Below are 26,867 nucleotides of genomic sequence, written 5' to 3' on the forward strand. Positions count from 1 at the left end.
AGAAGCCGGTCCAGGTGAACACCGGCACCGGGGTGAACACGGGCGGCGGGGCGGCGCGGCGCGGCAGGTCGGCGGCCGAGGCGGCGCCGGTCAGGAGGGCCGTGGCGGCGCTCGCGAGAAGAAGCTTCTTGATCATCTGGTCCTCAATCTCCCGTTGATCGGGATGTGCCGGACGACAGGACGTGAGGACGGCCCGACGCGATAGTGCAGCTTTGCAACAGCGCCCGCCAAGGCTCCGAACCGGCGGTAGAAAACGTGCGCTGGCACACATCAAGGGCAGTCGAAGCCCCAGCATCTCGCATTATTGGGCCAGAGCTGCCGGCCGATAGAACTATTCCTCCACACTACGGAGGGCGGACGGTTGTTAACCTGCGGCAACATTCGCAGGTCGGCGCCCGGGGCCGCGTCCGCGGTCGCGTCGCCTGCAGATTGCACCGTGAAGCGGGCGGCGAGCACCCGGCCCCACGGATGGCACCGCGCGGGGCCGGCCGGCGGTGCCCGTCACGCGCGGCGTGGACGATCCGGGTCGCGTCCCGTAGTTTCGAGGCATGTCAGAAGCCCATTTCCCGCCCGATCATGGGCTGGCGCGGGCAACCGACCGCCTGGCGGTTGCCCGTTCCATCGCGGACGTCGTGTCCATCCTGCGCGAGACGGCGCGGGACATCGTCGGCTCCGACGGGATCGCCGTTGTCCTGCGCGAGGGCGAGTTCTGCTTCTACGCCGCGGAGGACGCGATCGAGCCGCTCTGGTGTGGCCGCCGGTTCCCGCTCACCGCCTGCATCTCCGGCTGGGCGATGCTCAACGACCAGACCGCCGTGGTTCCGGATATCGAGGTCGATGCACGATTGCCGGCCGAGGCCTACCGCACCACGTCGATGCGCAGCCTCGTGATGGTGCCGATCGGGTCACCCGAACCGAGCGCCGCGCTGGGTGCCTATTGGTGCGCCTCGGTGATCCCGGACGACGCGACGGTCTGTCGGATCGAGACGCTGGCTCAGCAGGCCGGGGCCGCGCTGGTCCGTTTGCGCGCGCCCTCGAATGCCGGGAGCCCGGTTTCCGCGCCGCCGCTCGCCCGCGAGGCGCGGCAGCCGCAGTGAGCCTCGGCCCGGGACGGGCCGCGCGGCGGCGTCGCAGCGCGGATCGATCGCCGGCCCCGCGCCGTTTTCCGCTGGTCTCAACTCGCCCGGACGTCGCAAGCCAGCCTCATGAAGCGCCTCATTCTCATCGGCATCTTCGTCGCCCTGTTCGCCGGGATCATCGCGATCGCCGGACGTTGGTCGATGGTCACGCCCATCAATCCTGCGGTGGCGCCCGACACCTCCGCGACCCCGAACCCCACCGGGCAGCGCAAATGATGCGGCGCTGACGCCCCGGCGGCGCCCTTACCGGCGCCCGCCCGCCTCCGCGCGGCCGCGGAGGGCGGCCAAAAGGCCGCCTTCGAAGAGCAGGGCGGAGCCGTAGTGGAACTCGATGTCGAACCGGCTGCGGGAATTCATCGCCAGGGATGCGCTTTGAAGCGCGATGAGGCGGCCAGCCTCGTCGAACAGGCCTGAGCCCGATCCGCCGTAGCCGTCGTTGCAATCATGGCGCGCGCGCCGGATCGCATCTTCGCTCGGCTGGTCGATCCGGCGGATCGCGCAGCGCTCCAGGCTGTTCGGGCCCCGATAATTGCCGTGGCCGGCCGGGGACACCATGGTCACCGGCAGGGCGATGTCCCCGATCGGCAGATCCGGCGGATCGGGCAGCGGCTGCGGGACGGCCTCGGCCGGCCGGGTCAGCCGCAGGATCGCCCAATCGTCGGTGATGTGCAGGCCGTCCGCCCCGGGGGCGGTTCCCAGCACCAGGCTGTCGGGCTCGAAATCGTAATTGCGGCCGCCGATCTGGAAGTAGCAATCCGCCACCGAGCGCGTGACCGCCAGGCGGCGGTCGCGGAAATTGTGGGCGTTCAGCACCACGGTCGACGGATCTCCGATCAGCCAGGCCGCCGCGGCCTTTTGCGGCACCCCGTCGCGGCTGCGGCACCACAGGATGCCGGCCCCCCTGAAGCGGTCGAAGTCGCCCCCGGTGAGGTCGCGGCGTCCGTCCTGCGGGTAGAGGGCTGCCAGCCGCCGAGACGGACCGGCCCGGTCCTGCGAACGGGTCGCCTGCGGCTGTTCGGCCCGGGCCACACCGGCAAGCGCCAGTCCTGCCACGAGCAGCCCGATTCCGCACCGGCCCGGAGCCCGGCGGTCGGCCTTTCGGGCGACCGGCCTTTTGGCGGCAGACAGCGCTCTGGACCGTATCGAGCCCATCCGTCGGCCCCGAAAACTGGAGGCCGAGGGCAGGCCCGGCCGGGAACACTGTTGTGGGCAGGCACCGGGGCGCGGTCAAGCGGGCCGAACGTATTACGACCCTGCCCGGCGGCATTGCCAAATTATCCCGACAACAAATGTCAGCTTGCCTGAAGACATCATCGGGCATTGGCGCATAAAACTGAAAGGTGACAAGATCTTAATAAGCAGATCATAAAGGTCGAATGTCTCTAAGTCGCAAATAAAGCTGACTATCGATGCGACCGACCGCGATCGATCTTGCACTGCAACAATCAATAGCCGCGCAGCCCAACGGCGAGGCGGCCTGGCGAGGAGATGCATCCATGAGAAGGCTAGCGAGTTCCGTCTCGGCCCTGGCGATCCTGGCACTGGCGCCGGTCGGCCTTACGAGCGCGGCTTTCGCCAACGACAAGCTCATCGAGCAGTCGAAAAGCGGCGACAACTGGGTGATGCCCGGTAAGAACTACGACTCCGACAATTACAGCGACCTGACGCAGATCAACAAGACGAACGTCAAGCAGCTGAAGCCGGCCTGGACCTTCTCGACCGGCCTGCTCAACGGCCACGAGGGCGCGCCCCTGGTCGTCGACGGGAAGATGTACGTCCACACCTCGTTCCCCAACAACACCTTCGCGCTCGATCTCGACGATCCGGGCAAGATCCTGTGGCAGGACAAGCCGAAGCAGAACCCGGCCGCCCGGTCGGTCGCCTGCTGCGACCTCGTCAACCGCGGGCTGGCCTACTGGCCGGGCGACGGCAAGACGCCGGCGCTGATCCTGAAGACCCTGCTCGACGGCAACGTCATGGCGCTGAACGCGCAGACCGGCGAGACCGTCTGGAAGGTCGAGAACTCCGACATCAAGGTCGGCTCGACGCTGACGATCGCCCCCTACGTGGTGAAGGACAAGGTGATCATCGGCTCCTCGGGCGCCGAGCTCGGCGTGCGCGGCTACCTCACGGCCTACGACGTGAAGACAGGCGCCCAGGTCTGGCGGGCCTACGCGACCGGCCCGGACGAGGACCTGCTGCTCGCCAAGGACTTCAACATCAAGAACGCACATTACGGCCAGAAGGGCCTGGGCACCTCCACCTGGGAGGGCGACGCCTGGAAGATCGGCGGCGGCACCAACTGGGGCTGGTACGCCTACGATCCGGGCACCAACATGATCTACTTCGGCACCGGCAACCCGGCGCCCTGGAACGAGACCATGCGTCCGGGCGACAACAAGTGGACGATGACGATCTTCGGCCGGGACGTGGACACCGGCGAGGCACATTTCGGCTACCAGAAGACGCCCCACGACGAGTGGGACTATGCCGGCGTCAACGTGATGATGCTGTCCGAGCAGAAGGACAAGCACGGGAAGATGAGGAAGCTCCTCACCCACCCGGACCGCAACGGCATCGTCTACACCCTCGACCGCACGGACGGCTCTCTGGTCACGGCCAACAAGATCGACGACACCGTCAACGTGTTCAAGTCGGTGGACCTGAAGTCCGGCACGCCGGTGCGCGACCCGGAATACGGCACCCGGATGGATCACCTCGCCAAGGACATCTGTCCCTCGGCGATGGGCTACCACAACCAGGGGCACGATTCCTACGACCCGAAGCGCCAAGCCTTCTACATGGGCATCAATCACATCTGCATGGATTGGGAGCCCTTCATGCTGCCCTACCGGGCCGGCCAGTTCTTCGTCGGCGCGACGCTGAACATGTATCCGGGTCCGAAGGGTGACCGGCAGAACTACGAAGGTCTTGGCCAGATCAAGAGCTACAACGCGATCACGGGCAAGTTCAACTGGGAGAAGATGGAGCGCTTCGCGGTCTGGGGCGGCACCACCGCCACCGCCGGGAGCCTCGTCCTGTACGGGACGCTCGACGGCTTCATCAAGGCCCGCGACTCCGACAACGGCGACCTGCTCTGGAAGTTCAAGCTGCCGTCCGGGGCGATCGGCTACCCGATCACCTACACCCACAAGGGCACCCAGTACGTCGCCATCTACTACGGCGTCGGCGGCTGGCCGGGTGTGGGCCTGGTGTTCGACCTGCAGGATCCGACCGCCGGCCTCGGCGCGGTCGGCGCCTTCAAGAAACTCGCCAACTACACCCAGATGGGCGGCGGCGTGGTGGTGTTCTCGCTGGACGGCAAGGGCCCCTACGACGACCCGAACGTCGGCGAGTACGCGCAGCACGCCGCAAAGTGAGCCGCGCCCCGTAGCGCGACCGCTCCGCCGCCCGCTCGGGGCGGCGGAGCCCCCCGCCCGCTCAAGAGCGGCGGAGCCCCCGGCCAGCTCAAGACATGCATTGAGGGATCGAAACATGCCGCTCCTCGGCGGACTCCTTCGCGCGGCGACCTGCGCCGCGGCTCTACTCGCCCTGGCGATCCCGGCCCAGAACGCCCGGGCTCAGGAATCCGAGGCCCAGGCCATCCAGTCCGCGCCCGGCAAGGCTCCGGTCGCGCCCAAGGCCGACCCGTCCATCCTGCGGATCTGCGCCTCCGAGAAGCAGCCGCCGCTGTCCCTGCGGGACGGCTCCGGGCTCGAGAACCGCGTCGCGGCCGCGGTGGCGGAGGCGATGGGGCGCAAGCCGGTGTTCGTCTGGCTCGACAAGCCGGCGATCTACCTGGTGCGCGACGGGCTGGAGAAGCGGACCTGCGACGTGGTGGTCGGGCTCGACAGCGACGACCCGCGGGTGCTGACCACCAAGCCCTATTACCGCAGCGGCTACGTCTTCATCACCCGCGCCGACAAGGACCTCGACGTAAAGTCATGGTCGGACCCGCGCCTCAAGACGGTCGACCACATGGTCGTCCCGCTGGGCTCGCCGGGCGAGGCGATGCTGAAGGATATCGGCCGCTACGAGGAGGACATGGCCTACCTCTACTCGCTGGTCGGCTTCCGGGCGCCGCGCAACCAGTACACGCAGATCGATCCGGCCCGCATCGTCAGCGAGGTCGCCAACGACAAGGCGGATGTGGGCGTCGCCTTCGCCCCCGACGTGGCCCGCTACGTCAAGGACTCGACCGTGCCCCTGCGCATGACGCTCGTGCCCAACGACACGGTGAGCAGCGACGGCCGCAAGATGCCGCAGAGCTTCGACCAGTCCATGGGCGTGCGCCGGGACGACACGGCGCTCCGCGACGCCCTCGACGCCGCCATCGTCGCGGCCAAGCCCCGGATCGACGCGATCCTGAAGCAGGACGGCGTGCCGGTGGCCACCAACTGAACCTCGCCGCGCGGCCGGCGAGCGAGCGCCGCGCGACCCAGTCCCCGTGAAGCGAATGTGAGATGACGAAGACTCCACGTATCCGGTTGATGATCCTGGCCGGCGCCGCCTCGGCGCTCTGCGCGGCCGCCGTGATGGCCCAGCCGCAATCGGGGCCGCAATCCGGCCTGATCTTCCGCAATACCATCACCGGGGAGCCGCTCGACCTCGCCGAGGGCAAGCCGGGCGGGCGCGATACCAAGGCGGTCCAGACCTTCTTCCAGAATGGGAAGAACCTGTACATCGACGACAAGGCGTGCCTGCGCAACGGCGAGAGCCTGTACCTGACCTCCTGCTCCGGCTGCCATGGCCATCTCGCCGAGGGCAAGGTCGGGCCCGGCCTCAACGACAATTACTGGACCTATCCCGCCAACACCGAAGATACCGGCCTGTTCGCGACGATCTGGGGCGGCGCCAACGGCATGATGGGCCCGCACAACGAGGACCTGAACCCCGACGAGGCGCTGCAGGTCATCGCGTGGATCCGGCATCTCTATACCGGCCCGGTCCAGGATGCCGCCTGGCTGACCGACGAGCAGAAGAAACACTACACGCCTTTCAAGGAAGGCGAGACTTTCGCAAAGGACGCCCCCGGCCAGTGCAAGCCGCTGGAGTGAGCGTCCGCGCGGAGCAGCGCCCGGCCGAGCCGGCGCCAAAGAACGGCCCATCGGGCCGCCCTGGGAGCGAACGCAAGGAGTCGACGATGCGCAACAGAATCATGATCACCGCCGCGATGGTGGCCGCGGGGGCGTTCAGTGCCCTGCCGGCGCTGGCCTATGACGGGCAGACCTGCAAGGCGCCGGGCAATTGCTGGGAGCCGAAGCCCGGCTTCCCCGAGAAGGTCGCGGGATCGAAGTACGACCCGAAGCACGACCCCAAGGAAATCGGCAAGCAGGCGGAATCCATCAAGCAGATGGATGAGCGCAACCGCAAGCGCATCGAGAACGCCAAGAAGACCGGCAAGTTCGAGTACGACGTCAGCAAGATCTCTGCGAACTGAGCCGCGACGATCCAAATCTATCCCTCATCCTGAGATGCCCGGCGATCGAAGATCGCCGGGTCACGAAGGAGGGCTCCGGAGATCGCAGCGGTTTCCGGAGGGCTCCCTCGTGGCCTTCGCTTCGGGAACGCATCCCAGGATGAGGTCGAGGGTGAAAAGCTGGAGGCCGACAGGCGTCCGGTCCTCGATCTCGCCGCGCGTGGCCGAGCCGGTTGCGCGCCTCACGCCGGTCTCTCCCTGAGGCCCACCACCCTGTCCCGGAACCAGCGCGATGAACACGCTCCATCCCGGCGACGCGACGCTGACCGACTGGCGGGCTTCGGCCGCCCGCTTCGAGGCGGAGGTCGCCAAGGCGGTGGTCGGCCAGGCGCGGGTCATCCGCCTCGTCACCACGGCGATCTTCGCCCGCGGCCACGTCATGCTGGAGGGCGATGTCGGCGTCGGCAAGACCACCCTGCTGCGGGCGGTGGCCCGGGCCCTCGGCGGCGCCTACGAGCGCGTCGAGGGCACGGTCGACATGATGCCGACCGACCTGATCTACCACACCTACCTTGCCGAAGACGGCCGTCCGCGGGTCGAGCCGGGGCCGGTCCTGCGGCAGGCCGAAGACCTGGCGGTGTTCTTCTTCAACGAGATCAACCGGGCGCGCCCGCAGGTCCATGCGCTGCTCCTGCGCATCATGGCGGAGCGCAGCGTCTCGGCCTTCGCCCGGGAGTACCGGTTCCCCAATCTCCAGGTCTTCGCCGACCGCAATCGGGTCGAGCGCGAGGAGACCTTCGAGCTGCCCGCCGCCGCCCGCGACCGCTTCCTGATGGAGATCGGGATGGACGCGCCCCGCGGCGCTGAGGCAAGGCGCGCGCTGGTGTTCGATCCGCGCTTCCACGACACCGACCGGCTGATCGGCGAGGTGGCCGAGGGCGTGCTCGACCAGGCCCGCCTCGGCGCCATCGCCAGCGCGATCCAGGTGGCGATCCAGGCATCCCCGGAGATCGAGACCTACGTGGTCGGGCTCTGGGACGCGCTCGTGCGCCCGGCAGAGGCCGGGATCCGGCTGTCCGGGATCGACATGACGCGCCTGGTCCAGGGTGGCGCCTCGCCGCGCGGCCTCGCCTTCCTGGTCCGGGCGGCCCGGGTGCGCGCTTGGCTGGAAGGGCGGGACTGGCTGGTGCCGGAGGATATCCGGGCGGTCTTCCCCGAGGTGATGGCGCACCGCATCTTCCTGGAGCCGGTCCACGAGATGCGCCGTGCCGAGATCGTCCCGGAGCTGTGCCGGGCGGTGTTCGAGACGGTGCCGGCACCATGACCGGGGCGCCCTCGGCCGACATCGTCTACCTGCCGCGCTGGCGCCCGAGGGGGCGCCGCTTCGGGGCGCATCGCGGCCAGGAGGCCGGCGGGCTGGGCACCTTCCGGGACCAGGTTCCGTTCCTCACCCTGCCGGATGCCCGCCGGATCGACCTGCGGGCGAGCCTGCGCGACCCGTTCGAGGGCGTGCATGTCCGGCGCTTCGAGATGCGCAACGCCGTCGAGGTCTGGGCACTGGTGGACCTTTCGGCCTCGATGCGCTTCTGCGGCGCCGGCGACCGCCTCCGTCTCGCGGGGGACCTCTGCGCCGGGCTCGCCGCCTCGACAACCCGGATCGGCGACGGGTTCGGGGTGATCGGGTGCGACCGCGCAATCCGGGCGGACCTCTACCTGCCGGCGACCCGTCGGCGCGGACCGGCCCTCGACATGGCCGGCCGGATCGCCGCGGCACGCTGCGACGCGGCCGGCGCGGAGGGCCTGCTGGAGGCCGCCCGCCTTCTGTTCGGCCGGCCGCGGCTGGTCTTCCTCGTCTCCGATTTCCGCTGGCCGCAGGCCCTGATCGAGCGGGTCTTCGCGTCGCTCGCCCTCCACGACACGGTCCCGGTCCTGCTCGCCGACAGCGCCGAGGATGCGGGCCTGCCGGATTGGGGGCTCGCCGAACTCGACGACCTCGAAGGCGCCGGCCGCCGCCTCGTGTTCCTGCGCCCGGCCCTGAAGCGACGCTGGATCGCCCGTGAGCAGGCCCGGCGCGAGGCGCTGCGCAGAACCGCCGCGGCGTCCTCGGCGCGGGTGCCGTTCCACCTGGTCGACCGCTTCGACGCCCAGGCGCTGACCCGCCACCTGCTGGCGACCTGAGATGGCTGGCTTTCACGTCGGACGTCCCGGTTTCAAAAGGTCCGAGACCGTTTGCGGGTGCGGGGCAGAGCCCTGCGATCGGGCGAGACCCAAGGCATCAGGGCTCCGCCCCGATACCCCGCCGAAGGGCTTCTCCCTTCGGAAACCCGTGATCTTGGCCTGCTGCGCACTGCTCCTCCTGCTTCGGGCCGGCGCCGCTGGGGCGCAGGTGCGCTCCGTCGAGGTGCGGGTGCCCCGCGCCTTCGGGTATTTCCTGGGCGACCTCGTCCGGGCTCAGGCCGACATCGCGGTCGATCCCGGCTTCACGCTGCAGCGCGCCTCCCTGCCGGCGCCGGGAGCCCTGACCTATTGGCTGGACCTGCGCGACATCACTGTCGAGGAGAGCCCCGGCCGGGTCCGGCTGCATCTCACCTACCAGAATTTCTATGCGGCGCTGGATGCCCGCCAGATCGCGATCCCGGGTTTTTCCGTCTCCCTGGAGAGCGCGGCCGCGGGCGGCACGACCTCCGCCAAGGCCGAGATCCCCGCCTGGTCGCTCGGGGTCTCGCCCCTGCGGGAGGTCCAGCCGGAGAAGCACGACGACCCGGCCGAGTATCTGCGGCCGGACGGGCGCGTCCCCCGGCTGGATCCGCTTCCGGACCTGTGGGCCGCCCTCGCGGCCCTCGGGGCAGCCGTGCTGGCGCTCGCCGCGCTCGGGTACGATCGGGGCTGGTTCGCCCGGCCCGGACGTCCCTTCGCCCGGGCCGTCCGTGCCCTGCGGCGCCGCGCCAGAACTGCCGACATGGCCGGTGACCGGGACGGCGGGTATCGCGAGGCCCTGCGCCTGGTCCATCGCGGCCTCGACGAGACCGACGGGCGCCGTGTGCTGGCCGACGATCTCCCGGCCTTCCTCGACCGGCATCCGGCCTTCCGCCGGGAGGAGCCCGCGCTGGCCCGGTTCTTCGACGCCTCCCGCCGGGCCTTCTTCGGCCGCGAACTCGAGGCGGCCCGGGCGCGCCTGCCCTGGGCCGAGGTCGAGGCCGGCCTGCGCCGGCTGGCCGCCGCCGAGCGGGAGGCCTGACGCGATGCCGTTCGGATCGCTTCCGCTCGGGGCCGTGTCGCCCGCCTGGCTGTGGCTGCTGCCGCTCGCGCTCGTGCCGCTCCTCGCCTCGGGGCGGCGGCGGGTTCCGGTTCCCGCGCTCGCGGCGGCGCCCGCCGATGCGCCGTCCCGCTGGATCGCCCGGCTGCTGCGGGGCGCCGGCATGCTCGCCATCGCGAGCCTGGTCGTGGCGGTCGCCGGTCCCTATGGCGCCGGCGCGCCGGTGACCCGCATCGGCATCGGCGCCCAGATCTCGATGCTGATCGACCGCTCCGGCAGCATGAACGAGACCTTCGCGGGGCGGCAGCCCTCGGGCGCGGAGGAATCGAAGGCCGCCGCGTCCCGGCGCCTGCTGGCGGATTTCGTCGGCGCCCGGGCGCACGACCTGTTCGCCGTCACGGCCTTCTCGACCGCGCCGATGCTGGTGATGCCGATGACCGACCGGCACGCCGCCGTCCGTGCCGCCATCGCGGCGATAGACCGGCCCGGCCTCGACTACACCAACGTCGCCCGCGGCCTCGCCATGGCGCTGTCGCAATTCGCTCCGGACAGCAGCGGCTCCCGCGTCCTGCTGTTCATCTCCGACGGCGCCGCGGTGATCGATCCCCGGGTGCAGGACGCCCTGCGGGCCGCCTTCACCAAGCTGCACCCGAACCTGTACTGGCTGTTCCTGCGCACCAAGGGATCTCCGTCGATCAACGACCGCCCCGCCGGGGAGGATACCCCCCAGGCCGCCCCGGAGCGCCATCTCGACCTGTTCTTCAGGAGCCTCGGCGTGCCCTACCGTGCCTTCGAGGCCGAGGGCGCCCCGACTGTCGCCGCCGCCATCGCGCAGATCGCCGCCCTGGAACGGAACCCGATCCCCTACATCGAGCCCCGGCCCCGTCGCGACCTGACCGGGATCGCCTACGCGCTCGCGGGGCTCGGGCTCCTCGTGCTGGTTCTGGCGGCCCTCGCCGAGGCAGACCTCCTCGCCGCACGCTCCCAGGCCCAAACCCGTGCCTCGCCGGAGCAGCGGGCGGATCTGGATCTGAGGAGGGCGGCGTGATGCGCCCGACCGGGACGGCGCAGCGGCTCTGGGGCCGGATCCGGCCGCGGCTCCTCGTGAGCCTGCCGGTGCTGCTCGGCCTCGCGGCGCTGGGCTTCGGCGGGTCCGCCTGGCGGGCGGATGCCGCCAACCGGAGCATCGCCGCCCTCGATGCCGGCAGGGATCTCGACCCCGGGACCGGGGCGCCGGCGCCGGTCCTGGTGGCGCGGATCGGCTACCTCGCGGGGCATGGGCGCCTGGCGGAAACCGAGCCGCTGGTCGCAGCGCTCGACCGGATGGGCGCGTCCGACGCGGCGTCCCGCGCGCGATACCGGGTCGCCAACGCCCGGATGCGGGAGGCTTTCACGCTCCTGACCCGCGGCGCCATCGACAAGGCCGGCCCGCAGGTGACCCTGGCCCGCCAGGATTACCGGCGGGCGCTGCGCGACCGGCCGGACTTCTGGGACGCGAAGTTCAACCTCGACGTCGCCTCCCGGCTGATCCGCGACTTCCCGGAATTCGACCGTGCCAGCGGCGACGAGCTGCGCGCCGAGCCGAAACAGATCTGGACCGACATCCCGGGGCAGCCGAGGGGCGGGCCATGAGCCGGGAGATAGAAAGCCGGCGAACCATCCTGGAAAACCTGCCGCTCGCCGGCAATCTGCGTGGGCGCCGCTTCCGGGCGCTGGCCCTCGCGCTCGCGCTGGTGATCGCCGCCCTGGTGGTGCCGGCGCTCCCGGTGACCCGCGCGGGCGTCGCGGTCCTGGCCGTGATGGACATCACCGGCTCGATGAACGTGCGCGACTACACGCGCGACGGCCGCCCGGAGAGCCGTCTGGAGACCGCCAAGGCGGCCCTGCGCCGGATGGTGGCGGACCTGCCCTGCGGCTCGAGGGTGGCGCTGGCGCTGTTCACCGAGCGGCGGCCGTTCCTGCTGTTCACCCCCGTGGAGGTCTGCGCCGACTTCGCGCCGCTGGACGGCGCGCTGGCGGCCATCGACTGGCGGATGGCCTGGGAGGGGGACAGCCGCGTCGCGGCCGGCCTGTACCGGGCGGTCGAGATGGCCGCCGGCCTCGGCACGGATCTACTGTTCGTCACCGACGGCCAGGAGACGCCGCCGCTCCCCGGCGGCCGCATCCCGCCCTTCGAGGGCAAGCCCGGTTTGGTGCGGGGCCTGATCGTCGGCGCGGGTGCCTACGGCCTGTCGCCGATCCCACGCTTCGACGATCGCGGCCGCGAGCGCGGCTTCTACGCCGAGACCGACGTGCAGCAGGAGAACCGGTTCGGTCCCCCGCCGGCCGATGCCGAGTCTCGCGCCGGCTACAATCCGCGCAACGCCCCGTTCGGGGCCGCCGCCGCCGTGGGCAGCGAGCACCTGTCCTCCGTGCGCGAGGACCACCTGAAGCAACTCGCCGCGAGCACGGGCCTGGCCTACGCGCATCTCGACGCGGCGGGCGGGCTCGACCGCCCCCTGATCGCCGCCGGGACGCCGCGCCCGCTGCCGGGCCGCATCGATCCGCGCCCCGTCCTGGGCGGCCTCGCGCTCGCCCTCGTGCTCGGCACCCTGCTCGCGGCGCCGCTGCGCAGCCTCCTGCGCCGCGCCGCCGCGTCCCTCTCCACCACCAACCTCATGCGTTTCCGGAAAGCCTGACCATGCGTCGCGTCCTCGCCACCCTCGCCATCCTGTTCGCCGCCGGCACGGCCTCGGCCCACGGCCCGACCCCCCAAAAGGTCGATCAGACCATCACGATCCGGGCGACGCCGGACGCGGTCTGGAAGGTGGTCGGGCCGTTCGGCGGCATCGGCGCCTGGCATCCGGACGTGGCCAAGGTCGAGGCCACCGGGGGCGACGGTTCGGGCGGCATCCGCACGGTCACGCTGAAGCGCGGCGGCACCCTGGTCGAGGGCCTCGACGAGTGGAAGGGGGCCGAGCGCACCTATTCCTACCGCATGTCCGACCCCGATCTCGACGCGCTGCCGGTCTCGTCCTACTCGGCGACCGTGACGGTGACGCCGGAAGGCGATGGCGCCAAGGTCGAGTGGATGGGCCGGTTCTACCGGGGCGATACCGGCAACGAGCCGCCCGAGAATCTGAGCGATGCCGCCGGCAGGGAGGCGATGAACCGCTACTTTGCCGAGGGGCTCAAGGGCCTGAAGGCGAAGCTGGAGAGCGGGCCGCAGCGATGAGGCCGGTGCGGCGCCTGATCCTGCTCGCGGGCCTGTCGCTCGCCGCCGGGCCGGCGGCGGCGGACTCGGTCTGGGTCGCGAGCCAGCAGGGCGCCCGCGTCACCCGGGTCGCGGGTCCGGACAGTGCACAACAGGTCGCCCCGGTGGCAACCGCGGTGGCGCCGTCGCCCGCCGCGGTCGCGGCCGGTCCCGGAGGGCAGCTCTATCTCAGCCATCCTGACGGCAAGGCTGTCACGGTGATCGCGCCGGATGGGGCGATGCGGCAATGGCCGGTCTCCGGCCAGGCCTTCGGACTCGCGGCGGACCCGGACGGGCGCAGCCTCTATGTCGGCGACTGGTCCGGCAACCGGGTGCTGCGCCTCTCGGCGCAGACCGGCGCGGTCGAGGCAGAGGTGGCGGTCGGGCACGATCCGGCCTGGCTCACCGTCGGTGCCGCAGGCCGGCTCTACGTGGCCGAGCGCGAGAGCCGGAGCGTGGGCGTGGTCGAGACCGCCGGGATGACCCGGATCGCCGGCATCCCGGTCGGCGACGGGCCCTTCGCCCTGGCCTACGACCCGGTCCGCGACCGGCTCTACGTCGCCAACGTGCGCAGCAACGACCTCAGCGTCATCGACGCCGCAACGCTCAAGCCCGTCGCCACGATACCGGTCGGGGCGAGCCCTTACGGCGTCGCCGTCAGCCCGGACGGGCGCCGGGTGGTCGTCACCAACCAGCATGCCGGCACCGTCTCGATCGTCGATGCCGACGTGCTGGCGGCGGTCGCCACGATTCCGGTGGGCCGCTATCCCGAAGGTGTGGCGATCCTCGGTCGACGCGCCTACGTGGCGAACTGGTTCTCCGACGACGTCTCCGTGGTGGACCTCGCGGCGCTGAAGGAGACCGGCCGGATCCCGGTGGCCGAGGGGCCGCGCACCGTGGTGGCGCAGCGTCAGGGGCCTGTCGCCGCAGAGGCCGGCCGGTGAGGCGGGGGCTCGCCAGCCTGGTGGCCGCAAGCCTGGTGGTCGCCGGCCTCGTGCTCGCCGCCTGCGACCGGGCCCAGGAATCGGGATCGGAGGAGGGGCAGGCCGTGGTGGCACGGACCGCGGAGAGCGAGTTGCCGCCCTGGCTGTCCCCCACGGATGGGACGGACCCGGCGCGCTGGCTCGCCGGCCGGGAGGCCGGGCACCCGGTGCCGGCCGGGTCGGAGCCCGTCCGGGTGCTTCAGGATGCGCTGGCGGAAGCCCGGACCGCCTTCATCGAGGATCCGCGCATGATCGCCAACCGCACGGCCCAGCTTGGGCAGATGCTGGCCGAAATCGGTAAGACCGAGCGATACGCTCTGCTGCTGACCGGCTTCAGCGCAGTCGCGGCCCGGCGCGGCCGCCACAAGAGTCTCTACGGAGAGATGTGCCAGCACTACTTCAACACCCGGGCCCGGGGCGTCGACCACGCCGCCGCCCTGGCGCTGCTCGCCGACCGGTTCGCGCCGGGCCTCAATTCCGCGGCGGCGCCATGAGCGCCGCGCCGGGATTCGCTCAACACGCGGCGCGGCCCACCGCCCGGCCGCGCGATCTCCTGATCGTCGACGATCACCCGATCGTCCTCCAGGGCTTCCGGCTCCTGGCCGAGGAAGCCGGGATCGCGCGCGTTCACGAGGCCCGGGACATCGTGGCCGCCTACCGCACGTTCCACCGCCACCGGCCGGCCGTGGTGGTGACCGACCTGAGCTTTCGGGACGACGGGCTGTCCGGCCTGTCGCTGATCCGCCGGATCCGCGCGCTGGAGCCGGGTGCGCGCATCCTCGCGCTCAGCATGCACCGGGACCCGGTCATCGTGGCGCGGGTCCTGGAATGTGGGGCGCTGGGATTCGTCCTGAAGGATACGCCGGCCGCCTCCTTCCTCGATGCGCTGGAGGCGGTCGCCAACGGCCGCTCCTACCTGCCCCACGACATCGCCATCGAGATCGCGATGCTAAATGCCGGTGCGCGCGAGCTGCCGCTGGCGAACCTGACCAGCCGGGAGATGCAGATCCTGGTGCTGATCGGGAAGGGCAAGTCGTACGACGAGATCGCCGAGATCCTGACGCTCAACTACCGCAGCGTCGTGAACGCGACCGCGGCGCTGCGGTGCAAGCTCGGCGTCGGCAGCATGGCCGAGCTCATGCGGATCGCCGCGTCGCAGGCTCGGACCCTGCCCTGAGGGCACCGGGCCGCGGCGCGCGCCCTTCGCTTCGCAGCATCGTTTCCCCGAAAGCCGGCGGCTGCCTCACCGGGGTTCATTCTCCAGAGGTCGCGGCGTGCGCGGGATCGTGGCTGAAGTCCTGCCTGCTCGCGATATCCTACGTTGTTGATTGCGAGGCGCAGATACTTATCAAGGCGATCCGACGGATGTTCGGGAATGGGTTGGGATTGTTCTGCGATCAAAAGGATAAAAACGCGAACGATCGAATGGGTTCGTGGTGATGCCGGACATCTTATCTTGTTGGCAGGGCCCACGGGCCGTGAATCATCTCAGGTCGGGCGCGGACTTTCGGGCCACGGCCTGAGTTGTTCCAGCCGGCCCGTTCGATGACGCACGGACAATGCGACATCCAAAACCAAAGAGGCGGGATCTGTCATGCGCGTCAACGCGACGGTTGTTCCGAAGCATGCGTTCAGGACGGCGCTGGCCGCCGGGTTCGTGGGCGGAAACCTGTCGAGCTTCGTCAAATGGGGCTCGGAGATCCTGTTCCCGCCCCGAGAGGCCGGCCGTATCGCGCCGCCCTTCGCCATCCTCAAATGGCTCGGCCTCGGCGTCGAGGACATGACCTACACATTCACCGGGCACGTCATCAATTACGGCGTCGCGCTGATGCACCAGGGGTTCTCGATCGTCTTCGGCCTGTTCTACTGCCTCGCCGCCGTCAGCTGTCCGCTCGTGACCCTGGGGCAGGGCCTGGCCTTCGGCGCGATCGTCACCCTCCTGTTTCACGGCATCCTGTTGCCGCTGGGTGGGTGGGGGCCGCCGCTGTGGCAGATCTCCGGCCATGAGGCGTTCTCCGAGGTATTCGGCCACCTGCTCTGGGCTTGGACGATCGAGATCGTCCGGCGCGACAGGATGGGTTCGCGCCCCCATGCCGTCCGGTCCTGATCCGGACGGGTCGCTCGGCGCGAGCGGGGCGCGCCGGCGGATCGTCGCCGACGGCGCGCATCACGGGGAGGCGGGGTCCAGCATCACCCGCAGGCGGGCGACGAAGTAGCGGCGCGCCTCGGGGCTCGCCCGCAACAGGTAGCATCGAACGAGATCCAGGAGGGCTGCGGCGGCCGGATCTTCGTGCGCCCCCGGCGTCCCGGCGTCCGGCGCCGATGCGAAGAAGCTGGAGACCGGCACGCCCAGCACCCGCGCGATCTCGCCGAGGGAGCTTCCGTGCGGTTCGATGCGGTTCGGCGTACCGGACGGCTTGGAATCGTCACACATGAACGGTCCGGCCCGGTTCGGGCTCTGTCGAGCGAATGGAGCAATGGCTCCAGCTGTTCAACCAGCCTGCGACGCAAATGCATCCCGAGCCGATCATGAAATTTTCGACAGGTTCTCGGATGAAATGGTAATATCCCGCACCAGATTCTCCGGGTGCGGCGAAGCGGGATCAAGACGATGGGACAGCGTTCGAAGACGCCGGTCAACGCGATCGACGGCTTCAGTGAACCGTTCGACCGGCTCCGCGCCGCCCTCGAGGCGTCGTGCGTGGTTGGTGTCTGGGACTGGGACATCGTCCGCAGCACGGTGGTGTATGATGCCGGCGCCGCGCGGTTGCTGGCCGGCGATCCCGCCTTGGCGGATAAGGACCTCGACGGCCTCACCAGCATGGCCGCCGTGCATCCCGCCGATCACGCTTGGCTGCTCGATCACGTCCAGCAGGCGTCGAGGACCGGCGGCCTTGTGGTCGCCGAGTACCGGGTCGTCGCGCAGGACGGCACGGTGCGCTGGCTGCTCAGCCGGGGCCGCACGTTCAAGGACCCGAACGGGCGGGCGGTCCGCTCCCGGGGCATCATCATCGACATCACCGAGATGCATCAGGGCAGCGAGCGCTACGTCTTCAGCAACCTGTCGGCCCCGGTCGATTCGCTGGAGCGGGCGGCCGACCTGGCCATCGAGCTCAAGCGCACCCTCGAATCCGAGACCCCACCCGAGATCAGGGCCGCCGCGGACGTGCTGCTGATGAGCCTCGGCCGCGCGATCGCGCGAAGCAGCGGGAACCGCTGAGCTGCGCCCATCCCGCCTGCCGCGCACGCGCGCTCGCGGGAACATGCACCGGCCCTTCCGTCTTGGCCCTCCAGATCCACCTGGGAGGACCGCATGGGACAGGATGTCGAGGCCGCGCGCGAAGCGCTCGGAACGGTACCGCCGGCACGGAAGGCGGACACGGGCAAGGCACCCGACACGGCCGCCGGCGGAAACGGCCCGCACGCGCCGGGGCATCCCGAAGCCCCTGAAGAAGTGGCGCCGGAGAGCGGCGGCTACGACACGCGGCCGCCCGTGCTCCAGCCGGACAACCGCAAGGGCGGCTACGGCACCGGTTGACCGGCACCCCACCCGGTGGCGGTCCCGATGGTCGCCGCCGGGCCGATGTTCCCTAAGCTGTGCCTTTGTTCAATGGATATTAAGCGACGATTTTTGGGAACAAAACGTGCTGAAGGTTTAAAAAGTAAAGCTTGGTCGGTAGATCCTCGAATAATGGAACGCATCACCTGCCGGGGGGATTGAAGGGGTCCGGAATGATCGACGGAGCCTATCATGCGTACCCCCCTCGCCGCCCTTCTCGTCGCCACGCTGTTCGGATCGAGCGCCCTCGCGCAGACCACCGTGACCGGCACCCCGGCCGCCCCTGACGCGAAGAGCAGCCAGCAATCCGGCGGCCAGGAGAGCGTCACCCGGCCGAACACCGACAAGACGACCCCCAATGGCGGGACTGCCGCCGCCCACGGCGCCGTCCAGCTCGAGAAGGGCGCCAACAGCTTCACCGAGGGTGAGGCTCGCTCGCGGCTCGAGAAGTCCGGCTTCAAGGACGCCAAGAACCTCATGAAGGACGGTGACGGCATCTGGCGCGGCACCGCCATGCATGACGGCAAGCAGGTCAACGTGGGCCTCGATTTCAAGGGCAACGTGTCGGCGCAGTGACGTCCTGACCCTCGCGACCCTCACGAAGGAGATTTTCCATGGCTCAGCAAACCATTACGGCCCTCTACGATCGCTACGAGGATGCCACCGCGGCTGTCGGCAAGCTTGAGGCGGGCGGTATCCCGCACAGCGACATCAGCATCGTCAGCAACAACGAAGGGGACCGCCACGCCGGCCGTACCGCGACCGACGGGACACACGTCAGCGACGACACCAAGGAGAAGGCCAAGGACGGAACGGGAACCGGGGCGACGCTCGGGACCGTGGTCGGCGGCGCAGCCGGCCTCCTGGCCGGTCTTGGGCTGATCGCGATCCCGGGTGTCGGTCCGGTCGTGGCCGCGGGTTGGCTCGTCGCCACCCTGACGGGCGCGGGCGTCGGTGCCGCCGCGGGCGGTCTGGCCGGCGGCCTGACCGGTGCGGGCGTCAGCGAGGCGGATGCCCATGCTTACGGCGAGGGTGTGCGCCGGGGCGGGACGCTCGTTACCGTCCGGGTCGACGAGGCGCGCTCCACCTCGGTGCCGATGGTCATGGATGTCCTGGAGCAGCACGGCTCGGTCGATCTCGACCAGAAGGCCAGCGCTTGGCGTGCCGAGGGCTGGGAGGCTCCGGCCGCCGGCTCGGCGGCAACCGGCGCGACCGACGGTCGGAACCGGGTCCGGTCCTACCCGGGTACGACGAGCCTCTGAGGGGTCCGCAAGCCCGACCCTTTGATCGATGACAGATGCTGGCGGCCGGGACGCATGTCCCGGCCGCTTTGCGTTCGGACCCAGGCCACCGGGCGGTGTCGCCGACAGGGTCGTTCGCCGGGGAGGCTTTCCCCGTCTCCCGCGGATGGACCGATGCTGGAACGCGCCGTTTTTCTCGCAGCGCATGCCCCCGCAAACCGGCGCCCCCGCGAGCGCCAGGGCTGGACACCGGTCGCCGCACGGATTGGCGCGCATCCGGGAACGTCGGGATGGGACCATGACAGGTCCGTGCGACATTGGAGCCCTCGCAGGACGGGGGAGGGCACGCCATGTCTGGAGGGGACATCCGGGTCCGCCGACGCCGAATCCAAGCCCGTTCGGGGCTTCGGCCGGCTGGCCTGAGGGCCGCCACAGCGCCTGTCATTGCCTAAATGTCCCGTGCCGGGGTGACCAAAAAGCGGGCTGTGCCAGCAGAATAGCGTTGAAAGCCGGATTTCTTGTGTTGAATCCCAAGACCGCCCGAAACAACAAGATGGTGACGCAGGTTCAGAGGGGCTGAATATGAACGAGACATCCTATGGGAAATCGTCCAACTTCACCGAGTTGGCCGTTGATCTTGTCGCGGCCTATGTCGCGAACAACCCCGTCCCGACCAGCGAACTGCCGGCCTTGATCGCCCGGGTGTATGGGGCGATCGCCGCCCTGGCATCCGGCACCGTGCCAACCGAGGGCAGCACCGCTGCGCCGGCTGCTGTCGACAGGCCGAGCGCGGCCCAGATCCGCAAGTCGGTCCAGCATGACGGGATCGTCAGCTTCATCGACGGCAAGACCTACAAGACGCTCAAGCGGCACCTGTCGGCTAACGGTCTCAGCCCGCAGAGCTACCGCGAGCGCTACGGCCTCCCCACCGACTACCCGATGGTCGCCCCGAGCTACGCCGAGCAGCGCTCCGCCCTCGCCAAGGCGATCGGTCTGGGCCAGCCCGGCTCGATGGCCAAGCGCAACGGCAAGGCCGCCTGATCGCGACCGGGCGTGCGTCGGACCGCGCGTCCCGGCGGTCAGGACGTCCGTTTGCGTGTGAAGACAAGGACGTTCAGGCATTCCGGCGGGTCTGCGGCGATGCCGAAGGTCAGTTCCCCGCCCCCGGACTCGATCGACACAGAGGTTCGCTCGCCGTACGAGCCGCGCGGCATGGCCGTGATCCGGGTGTCCGGGAAGGCTGTCCGGATCGCGTCGATGGTGAGGCAGGCGGCGGGTTCGAGGTCGAGAACCAGGAGCGGTCCGGCCGCCGGGTCCGCCTCGGCCGTCGGCTCCCGGTAATCGACGTCGCGAACCGGGATCCCAGCGAGCCGGAAGCCCGGTCCCGACCAGAACCTGAAGGGGCCCTCGCTCTCGAGCTTGAGCGTGATGCCGAGCGCGGCCTCGACGGCCGCGCGATGACGGATGGCGTGCACGGTCAGGCGCGCCGCGACCGTGCGGAGCGCCGTCAGGTCTCCCGTCTCGCCCCGCATGGGCGCGCCCCCGGCCACCAGGAGGGCCGCCGGCGCCCCCACGAGACAGCGCCACCGCCGAGATCCGATGGCTTGCATCCGCTCGCCCATCCTGGTCCGCCATCATCCGGTTGAGACGAATTCACACAGGGAATTCGCACGGCCACGGGTGCATCACGACCCCGACGCAACTAGAACATATCATGAACTTCAGGCGATCGCGGGGGCGTCCGGCTGCGCCGGCGCCGCGGCTTCGAACTCTTCAGGAGGGCTGTCGATTGATCGAGGACAGGCCGATGCCGACGCGGCTGTATCGCTTCCATTGCACGGACGGGCATGAGCTGGTGATCGACCTGAAGGGCCGGCGCCTGCCGACGGCGGCTCAGATGCGCGTCCATGCCGAGCGGGTCGCGCTCGGGTTGATGGAGCGGATCGAGCGGTTCGACTGGTCGGCTTGGCAGGTCGAGGTCTACGACGCCAAAGGGCGGCGCGTCTGGATCCGGGCGTTCGTGGACGTGAACGTGGATGTCCAGGCCGCGTGAGGCGCGGGTGCCCAGTGCATCAGGCCGGATACCGGAACCACCACGACGCGCTAGCTTTTTGATACGCATCGTCTTTTCCCGACAGCCGGCGGCTGCTTCTCGGGACGATGCGCTAGGAATACAGGGAGACGGTCATATGGCGTTCAAGCCGAAATCTGCCGCGGAGACCAAGGCGAAGGATCTGGCCCTCGCGCTCGCACGGATTGCCGAGGGCGATGGCACGCCCGCGCATATCGGAGTCGACCAGTTGCGGCGGGCGAGCCCGCGCCTGACCCCGCTGGCAATCGGCCAGATGGTCCGCAAGGAACGCGCGATCGTCGAGGAGACGCTCGCCGAACGCGGCCTGGCCCTGGTCGACTATGCCGATCAGGGGCCGGGTCGCGGGATGGAATTCGTCATCGACGCGGCGGGATGATCCGGTCGGGCAGCCGATCAGGCGACCGCCGGACGACCCCGCAGCAGACGACCGGCCAGGCGGAACGGCAGGAGCGGCAGCTTGAACAGCGCCGTGACTGCCAGGACCGCGACAACGGTGAGGATCGCCAGGATAGAATTGAGCAAGCGGTGCGCGCTCCCATGAAGGGCTGCCCTCGCGGGCTGATGACGACAGCTGGCGCCCGGAACGCGGCGAGACTATGGACGCCCCGTCACCCGATGGCTGAATACATATCCGGCTCATCATCGCCCGGAACGCGGAAACAGGAGCCCGCGCAGGCGGTTTCCCCTCAGTCGGACACAGTGTGCCCGGTCCCGGCGACACACGGCCGCAACCGCGGATCACGACACAGCGAGACGGTGAGCGCGCGATGAGCAAGCACGGTACAGGCAAGGTCGGCCTCGTCCTTGCCGGGATGCTCTCGACGGCCGGGTCGGCCCTGCTGGCGGCCGGACCGGCCGCCGCCGAGGTGCAGGTCCGCTACGCTGCGCCTGAACGCTTCACCGACGCCGAGAACCGTTTCGCCTCCGGCCAGCCGCTCCGGGTAACCCTGGCGGAGTTGACCCGGATCCTGGTGGATCTCGGCAACACGCGGCTCCGGCCGGACGAACGCCTCGACATCACCGTCCTCGACGTCGATCTGGCCGGGTTCGACCGGTCCGGCTTCGCCTCGCCGAGCGGCGTTCGCGTCGTCACCGACGCCACGCCGCCGCGCATCCGCCTCGCCTACGTGCTGCGCCGCGGCGGTCGCATCATCGCGCAGGGGGAGGATACGGTCACGGACATCAACTTCCTGCTGACCTCCAATCCGCGCTTCTCCACCGGCGGGCTGTATTATGAGCGCCAGCTCCTGCGGAACTGGTTCGCGCGCCGCTTCCCCACGGGGCCCGAGCGCGGTTGACGGGCGGGCCCGAGCGGTCGCCGAACCCATCCATCCCGGCCCTCTATTCGGCGGCGGTCCCGCTGAAGGCCTGCCGGTTCGCGCCGCGCGCGCGCGACGACCGGGGGCCGTCGTAGCGGGCAGCCTTGCCGGCTGCGAACAACAGGAGGGCTGCGAGACCGAGCAGGACGAGATCGACCCCGACGAACAGCGGATCGACCGGATCGCCCGCGCCGTAGGCCCGCTGCATCCGCCAGCCATCGGCCACGGCGGCCGCCGCGTACAGGGCGGCGGCCGCGCTCAGCACCGCGGGCCAGGCCCGGCGCTGCGGCCGCAGCATTCCGACCAGCCCGATCAGCACCCAGACGCCGAAGAACCCGCGGATCTCCCAGAGCGCCCGGTCCGGCAGATCCACCGGCAGGATCCGGTTGGCGAGGAAATAGGCCGCGATCGCGGCCGGCAGCCCGGCGATCGTCGCGATGTTCAGACCCTGGACCAGGCGTAGGCCCGGATGCAGGGCGGTCCCGGCCATTTTGGGCAGGCGTGCCACCGACCACAGCATCAGCCCCGTGGCCACCATGGCGCTGCCGGCGAGCCCGCACAGGAAGAACAGGACGCGGAGGCCCGGGCCGGCGAAATGCGCCTCGTGCAGGCCGACCATGGTGGTGAAGGTCTTGGCCGCCGGCTTCAACCCGCCCGCCCGGACCTCCAGGACGGCGCCGGTGGTGCCGTCGAAGGCGACCTGCGGATGCTCGTGCGAGAGGCCGTGCGGCTCCTCGAACACGACCACCACGGTGGCGTTCGCGTCCTTCGGGTTGACGACCGAAATCCGCTCCAGGGGCTCGTGGACCGTCTCCAGCGCGCGCGCCACCATCGGCCCGACGGGCGCGAGGGTACCGGGCCGGCCCGCGGCCGGGCGCGGCGCGGTGATCTGGCCGGCTTCGGCGAAGAAGCGCTGCGTGTCGCCGTGATAGACCGCGTTAATGCCCCACGGCATGTACATGAACGACAGGGTGACGAGCCCCGTATAGGTGATCATCAGGTGGAACGGCAGGGCGAGCACGCCCGTGACGTTGTGGGCGTCGAGCCAGCCGCGCTGGGCGGACTTGTCCCGCCGGAAGGTGAAGAAGTCGGCGAAGATCCGCCGATGGGTGACGATGCCCGAGATCAGCGCCATCAGCATGATCATCGCGCAGATGCCGACGACCCAGCGGCCCCAGAGGGGCGCCATGTTCAGCTCGAAGTGGAACCGGTAGAGGAAATCCCCGCCGCGGGTGTCGCGCAGGGCGGCCGGCGTCCCGGTCTCCGGATCGAGGAACAACCGCTTCGGCGGCTGCCCCGGCCCGGTGCGCCAGAGCACTTCGAGCAGGGGCAGGTCCGGGCGCGGTGGCGTGATGAACCACGCCCGCGCGCCGCCCGCCTCAGCCTGCAGGTAGGCGACGCCGCGCTGCACCGCTGCGGCCGTCGCGTCCGGGCCGATCACGGCATCGGCGCGGAGCTCGGGCCGCATCCAGCGCGAGATCTCGGGCCGGTAATAGCTCGCGGTTCCGGTGACGAAGACCGCGAACAGCACCCAGCCGACGATCAGGCCGGACCAGGCGTGCAGCCACGCCATCGACTGCCGGAAGCTGTTGCGCATCGGTCGGCCCTCACCAGCGGTAGCGCAGGGTTCCATAGACCGTGCGCGGCAGACCGTAGAAGCAGGCCGAGTAGGACAGACAACTCGAGACGAAGCGCTCGTCCAGCAGGTTGTTGACGTTCAGCTCCGCCGTGAGGCCCGCCAGGCTCGGAGCGATGTGCCCCATATCGTAGGACGCGAGGGCATCGACGACCACGCTCTCCGGCACCTGGAAGGTGTTGGCCGGATCGCCCCAGGACGGGCCGAGGTAGCGCACGCCGCCGCCGATCGCGAGGCCCAGCAGGGGGCCGTCGGTAAAGCGGTAATTCGCCAGCAGCGAGACCGTCGTGTCCGGCACCTGGACCGGGCGCCGCCCCTGGAGCGGCACCGACAGCCGCGTGAGGTCGTTCGCCGTGCTGCCGGCATCCCGCACGTTGCGGATGTCGAGGAGCGAGACGCCGCCGATCAGCGTCAGGCCTTCGGTCAGGTTGGCCCGCGCCTCGAACTCGAAGCCCTGGGCGCCGACTTCCCCGGTCTGGACCACGAAGCCCTGGCGCAGGGGATCCGCGGAGGTCCGGTTCGACTGGCGGATGTCGAAGAATGCGGCGGTGAGCAGGATGTCGGTGCCCAGCGGCTGGTACTTGATGCCGGCCTCGTACTGGTCGCTGCGGATCGGGTCGGGCACGCGGCCCACCGACCCGAAGGCGCTGTCGAACACGCGCCCGCTCACGATCGGCTCGAAGGCCTGGCTGTAGGACACGTACGGCGCCACGCCGCTGTCGAAGTGGTACAGCAGGCTCGCACGATAGGTCAGGGCGTCGGACGGTGCGTCCTGGAGCGTCAGGGTGCTGGTGTTTCCGGAGAAGCTGCGGGTCGGGCCGGTCTGGCGGGCGACGTCGTAGCGGCCGCCGAGGGTCAGCACGAGGCGATCGAACTTCGCCTGGTCCTGGAAGTAAACGCCGGTCTGCTGCGCATCGACCCGCGAGGTGGTGTTGAAGGCCGGGAAGGCGATGTTCATGGCATAGTTCGGCGCCAGGATGTTGAGGTCCGGGGCGCTCGGGAACGGGGTGCCGCTGGTGCGGGTGCTGAAGGTCCGGTGATCGACGCCCAGCAGGGCCGTGTGCGCGATGAACCCGGTATCGAACTCGGCGATGAAGTTGTTGTCCATCGTGTAGGCTTCGGCGGCCACGTTGGTGCCGATGATCGACCGCGCCAGGAGCGGCCCCGTCGCGGTCGGCCCGTTCCGGTCGTTGAAGGCACCGTAGACGCTGCGGTAATCGCCCTGGGTGCGCAGGTAGCGCCCGGCCGAGTGGAACCGCAGGTTCTCGCCGATACGCTGGTCGAACAGGTACTCGATCGAGGCCTGGGTCCGGTCGGAGCGCTCGATGTTGCGATCGCCGTCGTAGAAATTCACCGGTAGCCGGCCGAACAGGCCGCTGCCGAAATTGCGTGCGAACACGGTGCCCACCGCCGGGAAGCCGCCGTAGAACCCCGAGAACGGATCGCGCTGGTAATTGCCGATCAGGGTGAGCGACGTGTCGGTGGACGGGCGCCAAGTGATGCTCGGCGTGATGAAGGCCCGCTCGACCTTGGTGGTCACGGCCGGCCCGTCGCCGTTCCAGCCGAGCCCGACCACCCGGTAGGCGAACTGGTCGGCCAGGCCCGGGATGTCGGACGCGATCGGGCCGCCGACGTCGAAGCCGCTCCGGACCTCGTTGAACCCGCCGCCCTGGATGAAGACCTCGCCGTGGCGGACGAACTGCGGCACCTTCGAGACCAGGTTGACGATGCCGCCCGGGCCGGACTGCCCGTACAGCACCGAGGCCGGCCCCTTGATGATGTCGATCCGCTCCAGACGGTAGACGTCGATCGACGTGTTGGCGTCGCGTCCGCCGATGATCGCCATCTGATCGAGGAAGACCGGGGCGGCGAAGCCACGGATGTTGAACAGCTCCAGGCGGGTCGAGCCGGCACCCCCGCGCGATTCGGCGAAGACCCCCGGGGTGTAGCGCAGCGCCTGGGTGACGGTCAGCGCGTTCTGGTCCTGGATCTGCTGTCGGCCGACGACCGAGACCGATTGCGCCGTCTCCAGGATCGGCGTGTCGGTCTTCGTGCCGACCGTGCTCCGGCTGGCGACGTAGCCTGGAACCGGGCCGGTCGCGCCGCCGGCACCGTACAGGTCACCGTTGAGGGTCCGGCTGGGGGCCACGCCGGTCACGCTCAGTTCGGATAGCTCGATGTCGGTGGTCGGCGCGGTCTGCGCCCCGGCGGCACCCGGCGCGACCACGGCGCAAGTCGTTGAGAGCAACGCGAGATACAGGGATCCGGCCACGGACCGTTCAATCACGTTCCAGGTCGATGCAGCCCGGGACCGGTTCATCTTGATGCCTCTAATACAAGCACGGATCCGACCGTACTCTCTCAAAAACCGCGACTTCACGCCGCCGTGATCGTGTTGGCATCTCCTTATTGGTCAAAGCAACCGGAATATTATGGAAGGATTCTAAGATAACCTGGACTCATTCCAAGTTGAGCGGCTTACGGGAGGCCTCTCCCTTGGGTAATGATGATGTCGAGGCCGGCAATGCGCCTCCCGCTGAGCTGTGGGTATTCAGGTGCATCGAGACGCGCTGGCCGCGTGGCATCGGGCGCAGTGCCGACGCCGATGCCTCGATCGTGTCGTCACAAAGCGGCGCGCGGCGTATGCGAACGGGTGGCAGCAATCTGGAAACGTAATCCGGCTAAGAGCCTGTCCGCAGAGGTTTCTGTTCCGGATGGCAGGGTCGCCGCAGTCCCAGCCACCCTGGGGATCTCCTGTGGCAACCCGTGACGGGGCCGCGGAACGACGGGCCGGAGGGAGGAGCGTGGGAGTTCCGCTGAATACGCCTCACGCGTGTTCGATCGGATGCCGGCGTGGCAAAGTACGCATCGGATCGTGGGTGTGGCCCATCGCAGCCCGACGACCCGATGACACGGTGACACAGGGCATCGGATACAGCCAAGATATGCATCTCGCACAAGCGAGGGTTGCATGGTAGTGCGAAACTCAAT

31 protein-coding genes are annotated in these 26,867 nt (G+C 69.7%); 25 read left to right on the plus strand and 6 right to left on the minus strand.

Annotated features, from left to right (window positions below):
- Positions 1-548 precede the first annotated feature (548 nt).
- Together FV242_RS18695 and FV242_RS34675 are read left to right on the plus strand one after the other, a co-directional pair.
- On the plus strand, positions 549-1,097 hold the full coding sequence (locus FV242_RS18695) for a GAF domain-containing protein (RefSeq protein ID WP_147910868.1): 549 nt from the start codon (positions 549-551) through the stop codon (positions 1,095-1,097).
- A gap of 108 nt (positions 1,098-1,205) precedes the next feature.
- A complete protein-coding gene (locus FV242_RS34675) occupies positions 1,206-1,355 on the plus strand; it encodes a hypothetical protein (protein ID WP_187193506.1) in 150 nt (49 codons plus the stop codon).
- Positions 1,356-1,382: 27 nt separating this feature from the next.
- On the opposite strand, the gene FV242_RS18700 is transcribed toward FV242_RS34675, so the two are convergent.
- A complete protein-coding gene (locus FV242_RS18700; protein WP_246692772.1) occupies positions 1,383-2,105 on the minus strand; it encodes a trypsin-like peptidase domain-containing protein in 723 nt (240 codons plus the stop codon).
- Positions 2,106-2,635: 530 nt separating this feature from the next.
- Between FV242_RS18700 and FV242_RS18705 the strand changes: the two genes are divergently transcribed.
- The 15 genes from FV242_RS18705 (at position 2,636) to FV242_RS18775 (ending at position 16,136) form a co-directional block, all read left to right on the plus strand.
- The gene (locus FV242_RS18705) at positions 2,636-4,519 is read left to right on the plus strand and encodes a methanol/ethanol family PQQ-dependent dehydrogenase (RefSeq protein WP_147939953.1); all 1,884 of its coding nucleotides are present in this window, start codon (positions 2,636-2,638) and stop codon (positions 4,517-4,519) included.
- A 115-nt stretch (positions 4,520-4,634) separates the two neighbouring features.
- Positions 4,635-5,540: a methanol oxidation system protein MoxJ gene (moxJ, locus tag FV242_RS18710; RefSeq protein WP_147939954.1), complete on the plus strand. Its 906-nt coding sequence runs from the start codon at positions 4,635-4,637 to the stop codon at positions 5,538-5,540.
- An 89-nt stretch (positions 5,541-5,629) separates the two neighbouring features.
- Positions 5,630-6,196, plus strand: a complete 567-nt coding sequence (moxG, locus tag FV242_RS18715) for a cytochrome c(L), periplasmic (RefSeq protein WP_147897891.1) — start codon at positions 5,630-5,632, stop codon at positions 6,194-6,196.
- 86 nt (positions 6,197-6,282) lie between these two features.
- Positions 6,283-6,579: a methanol dehydrogenase [cytochrome c] subunit gene (locus tag FV242_RS18720; protein ID WP_187193507.1), complete on the plus strand. Its 297-nt coding sequence runs from the start codon at positions 6,283-6,285 to the stop codon at positions 6,577-6,579.
- A gap of 271 nt (positions 6,580-6,850) precedes the next feature.
- Positions 6,851-7,882: a MoxR family ATPase gene (locus FV242_RS18725; protein ID WP_147939955.1), complete on the plus strand. Its 1,032-nt coding sequence runs from the start codon at positions 6,851-6,853 to the stop codon at positions 7,880-7,882.
- Complete coding sequence (locus tag FV242_RS18730; protein ID WP_147939956.1) at positions 7,879-8,736, plus strand: DUF58 domain-containing protein; 858 nt, start codon at positions 7,879-7,881, stop codon at positions 8,734-8,736. The genes FV242_RS18725 and FV242_RS18730 overlap by 4 nt, the downstream gene beginning before the upstream one ends.
- Positions 8,737-8,884: 148 nt before the next feature.
- Positions 8,885-9,796, plus strand: a complete 912-nt coding sequence (locus tag FV242_RS18735; RefSeq protein ID WP_147939957.1) for a nonribosomal peptide synthetase MxaA — start codon at positions 8,885-8,887, stop codon at positions 9,794-9,796.
- A 4-nt stretch (positions 9,797-9,800) separates the two neighbouring features.
- Positions 9,801-10,862: a vWA domain-containing protein gene (locus FV242_RS18740; RefSeq protein ID WP_147939958.1), complete on the plus strand. Its 1,062-nt coding sequence runs from the start codon at positions 9,801-9,803 to the stop codon at positions 10,860-10,862.
- The gene (locus FV242_RS18745; protein ID WP_147939979.1) at positions 10,862-11,446 is read left to right on the plus strand and encodes an MxaK protein; all 585 of its coding nucleotides are present in this window, start codon (positions 10,862-10,864) and stop codon (positions 11,444-11,446) included. Before FV242_RS18740 ends, FV242_RS18745 begins: the two co-directional genes overlap by 1 nt.
- Positions 11,443-12,492, plus strand: coding sequence for a vWA domain-containing protein (locus FV242_RS18750; protein ID WP_147939959.1), 1,050 nt, complete (start codon positions 11,443-11,445; stop codon positions 12,490-12,492). Before FV242_RS18745 ends, FV242_RS18750 begins: the two co-directional genes overlap by 4 nt.
- A gap of 2 nt (positions 12,493-12,494) precedes the next feature.
- A complete protein-coding gene (locus FV242_RS18755; protein WP_147939960.1) occupies positions 12,495-13,028 on the plus strand; it encodes an SRPBCC family protein in 534 nt (177 codons plus the stop codon).
- Positions 13,025-13,990 (plus strand): YncE family protein, encoded by a 966-nt coding sequence (locus FV242_RS18760; RefSeq protein ID WP_147939961.1) that lies wholly within the window; start codon positions 13,025-13,027, stop codon positions 13,988-13,990. The genes FV242_RS18755 and FV242_RS18760 overlap by 4 nt, the downstream gene beginning before the upstream one ends.
- Positions 13,987-14,523 carry an MxaH protein gene (locus FV242_RS18765; protein ID WP_147939962.1) on the plus strand — a complete coding sequence of 179 codons (537 nt, stop codon included), beginning with the start codon at positions 13,987-13,989 and terminating at the stop codon, positions 14,521-14,523. The genes FV242_RS18760 and FV242_RS18765 overlap by 4 nt, the downstream gene beginning before the upstream one ends.
- On the plus strand, positions 14,520-15,206 hold the full coding sequence (locus tag FV242_RS18770) for a response regulator transcription factor (RefSeq protein ID WP_147908585.1): 687 nt from the start codon (positions 14,520-14,522) through the stop codon (positions 15,204-15,206). Before FV242_RS18765 ends, FV242_RS18770 begins: the two co-directional genes overlap by 4 nt.
- A 417-nt stretch (positions 15,207-15,623) precedes the next feature.
- On the plus strand, positions 15,624-16,136 hold the full coding sequence (locus tag FV242_RS18775) for a DUF1440 domain-containing protein (protein WP_147939963.1): 513 nt from the start codon (positions 15,624-15,626) through the stop codon (positions 16,134-16,136).
- Positions 16,137-16,196: 60 nt separating this feature from the next.
- On the opposite strand, the gene FV242_RS18780 is transcribed toward FV242_RS18775, so the two are convergent.
- The gene (locus tag FV242_RS18780) at positions 16,197-16,463 is read right to left on the minus strand and encodes a hypothetical protein (protein WP_147939964.1); all 267 of its coding nucleotides are present in this window, start codon (positions 16,461-16,463) and stop codon (positions 16,197-16,199) included.
- Between the two features lie 177 nt (positions 16,464-16,640).
- Here FV242_RS18780 and FV242_RS18785 point away from each other — a divergent pair, with 177 nt between their 5' ends.
- The 5 genes from FV242_RS18785 to FV242_RS18805 all read left to right on the plus strand — a co-directional run bounded on the left by FV242_RS18785 (position 16,641) and on the right by FV242_RS18805 (position 19,870).
- Positions 16,641-17,249: a PAS domain-containing protein gene (locus FV242_RS18785; RefSeq protein WP_147939965.1), complete on the plus strand. Its 609-nt coding sequence runs from the start codon at positions 16,641-16,643 to the stop codon at positions 17,247-17,249.
- A gap of 93 nt (positions 17,250-17,342) precedes the next feature.
- Positions 17,343-17,567 (plus strand): hypothetical protein, encoded by a 225-nt coding sequence (locus tag FV242_RS18790; protein ID WP_147939966.1) that lies wholly within the window; start codon positions 17,343-17,345, stop codon positions 17,565-17,567.
- A 213-nt stretch (positions 17,568-17,780) separates the two neighbouring features.
- Positions 17,781-18,164, plus strand: a complete 384-nt coding sequence (locus FV242_RS18795; protein ID WP_147939967.1) for a hypothetical protein — start codon at positions 17,781-17,783, stop codon at positions 18,162-18,164.
- 38 nt (positions 18,165-18,202) lie between these two features.
- Positions 18,203-18,850 (plus strand): hypothetical protein, encoded by a 648-nt coding sequence (locus tag FV242_RS18800; protein ID WP_147939968.1) that lies wholly within the window; start codon positions 18,203-18,205, stop codon positions 18,848-18,850.
- 561 nt (positions 18,851-19,411) lie between these two features.
- Positions 19,412-19,870, plus strand: a complete 459-nt coding sequence (locus FV242_RS18805; protein WP_147908579.1) for a MucR family transcriptional regulator — start codon at positions 19,412-19,414, stop codon at positions 19,868-19,870.
- 38 nt (positions 19,871-19,908) lie between these two features.
- On the opposite strand, the gene FV242_RS18810 is transcribed toward FV242_RS18805, so the two are convergent.
- Positions 19,909-20,439 (minus strand): hypothetical protein, encoded by a 531-nt coding sequence (locus tag FV242_RS18810; RefSeq protein ID WP_147908578.1) that lies wholly within the window; start codon positions 20,437-20,439, stop codon positions 19,909-19,911.
- A gap of 197 nt (positions 20,440-20,636) precedes the next feature.
- Here FV242_RS18810 and FV242_RS18815 point away from each other — a divergent pair, with 197 nt between their 5' ends.
- Both FV242_RS18815 and FV242_RS18820 read left to right on the plus strand, forming a co-directional pair.
- On the plus strand, positions 20,637-20,882 hold the full coding sequence (locus tag FV242_RS18815) for a hypothetical protein (RefSeq protein WP_147854111.1): 246 nt from the start codon (positions 20,637-20,639) through the stop codon (positions 20,880-20,882).
- A 136-nt stretch (positions 20,883-21,018) separates the two neighbouring features.
- On the plus strand, positions 21,019-21,297 hold the full coding sequence (locus FV242_RS18820; RefSeq protein ID WP_147908577.1) for an adenylosuccinate synthase: 279 nt from the start codon (positions 21,019-21,021) through the stop codon (positions 21,295-21,297).
- A 17-nt stretch (positions 21,298-21,314) separates the two neighbouring features.
- Here the strand turns inward: FV242_RS18820 and FV242_RS36110 are convergent, their stop codons facing one another.
- A complete protein-coding gene (locus tag FV242_RS36110; protein ID WP_281407077.1) occupies positions 21,315-21,443 on the minus strand; it encodes a hypothetical protein in 129 nt (42 codons plus the stop codon).
- Positions 21,444-21,688: 245 nt separating this feature from the next.
- Here FV242_RS36110 and FV242_RS18825 point away from each other — a divergent pair, with 245 nt between their 5' ends.
- Entirely contained in the window at positions 21,689-22,219 is a 531-nt protein-coding gene (locus tag FV242_RS18825; RefSeq protein ID WP_147939969.1) for a DUF3016 domain-containing protein, read from the plus strand.
- 43 nt (positions 22,220-22,262) lie between these two features.
- Here the strand turns inward: FV242_RS18825 and FV242_RS18830 are convergent, their stop codons facing one another.
- Both FV242_RS18830 and FV242_RS18835 read right to left on the minus strand, forming a co-directional pair.
- Positions 22,263-23,837, minus strand: a complete 1,575-nt coding sequence (locus FV242_RS18830; protein WP_147939970.1) for a PepSY domain-containing protein — start codon at positions 23,835-23,837, stop codon at positions 22,263-22,265.
- Between the two features lie 10 nt (positions 23,838-23,847).
- The gene (locus FV242_RS18835; RefSeq protein ID WP_147908574.1) at positions 23,848-26,196 is read right to left on the minus strand and encodes a TonB-dependent siderophore receptor; all 2,349 of its coding nucleotides are present in this window, start codon (positions 26,194-26,196) and stop codon (positions 23,848-23,850) included.
- Positions 26,197-26,867: the final 671 nt, after the last annotated feature.

It is taken from the genome of Methylobacterium sp. WL64, assembly GCF_008039945.1.
In the GTDB taxonomy this organism is placed as follows: Bacteria; Pseudomonadota; Alphaproteobacteria; order Rhizobiales; family Beijerinckiaceae; genus Methylobacterium.

Excerpts from the sequence above, each read along its gene's own strand:
- FV242_RS18695 (WP_147910868.1), top strand. The coding sequence starts at position 549 with ATGTCAGAAGCCCATTTCCCGCCCGATCATGGGCTGGCGCGGGCAACC.
- FV242_RS34675 (WP_187193506.1), top strand. The coding sequence starts at position 1,206 with ATGAAGCGCCTCATTCTCATCGGCATCTTCGTCGCCCTGTTCGCCGGG.
- FV242_RS18705 (WP_147939953.1), top strand. The coding sequence starts at position 2,636 with ATGAGAAGGCTAGCGAGTTCCGTCTCGGCCCTGGCGATCCTGGCACTG.
- moxJ (WP_147939954.1), top strand. The coding sequence starts at position 4,635 with ATGCCGCTCCTCGGCGGACTCCTTCGCGCGGCGACCTGCGCCGCGGCT.
- moxG (WP_147897891.1), top strand. The coding sequence starts at position 5,630 with ATGATCCTGGCCGGCGCCGCCTCGGCGCTCTGCGCGGCCGCCGTGATG.
- FV242_RS18720 (WP_187193507.1), top strand. The coding sequence starts at position 6,283 with ATGCGCAACAGAATCATGATCACCGCCGCGATGGTGGCCGCGGGGGCG.
- FV242_RS18725 (WP_147939955.1), top strand. The coding sequence starts at position 6,851 with ATGAACACGCTCCATCCCGGCGACGCGACGCTGACCGACTGGCGGGCT.
- FV242_RS18730 (WP_147939956.1), top strand. The coding sequence starts at position 7,879 with ATGACCGGGGCGCCCTCGGCCGACATCGTCTACCTGCCGCGCTGGCGC.
- FV242_RS18740 (WP_147939958.1), top strand. The coding sequence starts at position 9,801 with ATGCCGTTCGGATCGCTTCCGCTCGGGGCCGTGTCGCCCGCCTGGCTG.
- FV242_RS18745 (WP_147939979.1), top strand. The coding sequence starts at position 10,862 with ATGCGCCCGACCGGGACGGCGCAGCGGCTCTGGGGCCGGATCCGGCCG.
- FV242_RS18750 (WP_147939959.1), top strand. The coding sequence starts at position 11,443 with ATGAGCCGGGAGATAGAAAGCCGGCGAACCATCCTGGAAAACCTGCCG.
- FV242_RS18755 (WP_147939960.1), top strand. The coding sequence starts at position 12,495 with ATGCGTCGCGTCCTCGCCACCCTCGCCATCCTGTTCGCCGCCGGCACG.
- FV242_RS18760 (WP_147939961.1), top strand. The coding sequence starts at position 13,025 with ATGAGGCCGGTGCGGCGCCTGATCCTGCTCGCGGGCCTGTCGCTCGCC.
- FV242_RS18770 (WP_147908585.1), top strand. The coding sequence starts at position 14,520 with ATGAGCGCCGCGCCGGGATTCGCTCAACACGCGGCGCGGCCCACCGCC.
- FV242_RS18775 (WP_147939963.1), top strand. The coding sequence starts at position 15,624 with ATGCGCGTCAACGCGACGGTTGTTCCGAAGCATGCGTTCAGGACGGCG.
- FV242_RS18780 (WP_147939964.1), bottom strand. The coding sequence starts at position 16,463 with ATGTGTGACGATTCCAAGCCGTCCGGTACGCCGAACCGCATCGAACCG.
- FV242_RS18785 (WP_147939965.1), top strand. The coding sequence starts at position 16,641 with ATGGGACAGCGTTCGAAGACGCCGGTCAACGCGATCGACGGCTTCAGT.
- FV242_RS18790 (WP_147939966.1), top strand. The coding sequence starts at position 17,343 with ATGGGACAGGATGTCGAGGCCGCGCGCGAAGCGCTCGGAACGGTACCG.
- FV242_RS18795 (WP_147939967.1), top strand. The coding sequence starts at position 17,781 with ATGCGTACCCCCCTCGCCGCCCTTCTCGTCGCCACGCTGTTCGGATCG.
- FV242_RS18800 (WP_147939968.1), top strand. The coding sequence starts at position 18,203 with ATGGCTCAGCAAACCATTACGGCCCTCTACGATCGCTACGAGGATGCC.
- FV242_RS18805 (WP_147908579.1), top strand. The coding sequence starts at position 19,412 with ATGAACGAGACATCCTATGGGAAATCGTCCAACTTCACCGAGTTGGCC.
- FV242_RS18810 (WP_147908578.1), bottom strand. The coding sequence starts at position 20,439 with ATGCAAGCCATCGGATCTCGGCGGTGGCGCTGTCTCGTGGGGGCGCCG.
- FV242_RS18815 (WP_147854111.1), top strand. The coding sequence starts at position 20,637 with ATGCCGACGCGGCTGTATCGCTTCCATTGCACGGACGGGCATGAGCTG.
- FV242_RS18820 (WP_147908577.1), top strand. The coding sequence starts at position 21,019 with ATGGCGTTCAAGCCGAAATCTGCCGCGGAGACCAAGGCGAAGGATCTG.
- FV242_RS18825 (WP_147939969.1), top strand. The coding sequence starts at position 21,689 with ATGAGCAAGCACGGTACAGGCAAGGTCGGCCTCGTCCTTGCCGGGATG.
- FV242_RS18830 (WP_147939970.1), bottom strand. The coding sequence starts at position 23,837 with ATGCGCAACAGCTTCCGGCAGTCGATGGCGTGGCTGCACGCCTGGTCC.
- FV242_RS18835 (WP_147908574.1), bottom strand. The coding sequence starts at position 26,196 with ATGAACCGGTCCCGGGCTGCATCGACCTGGAACGTGATTGAACGGTCC.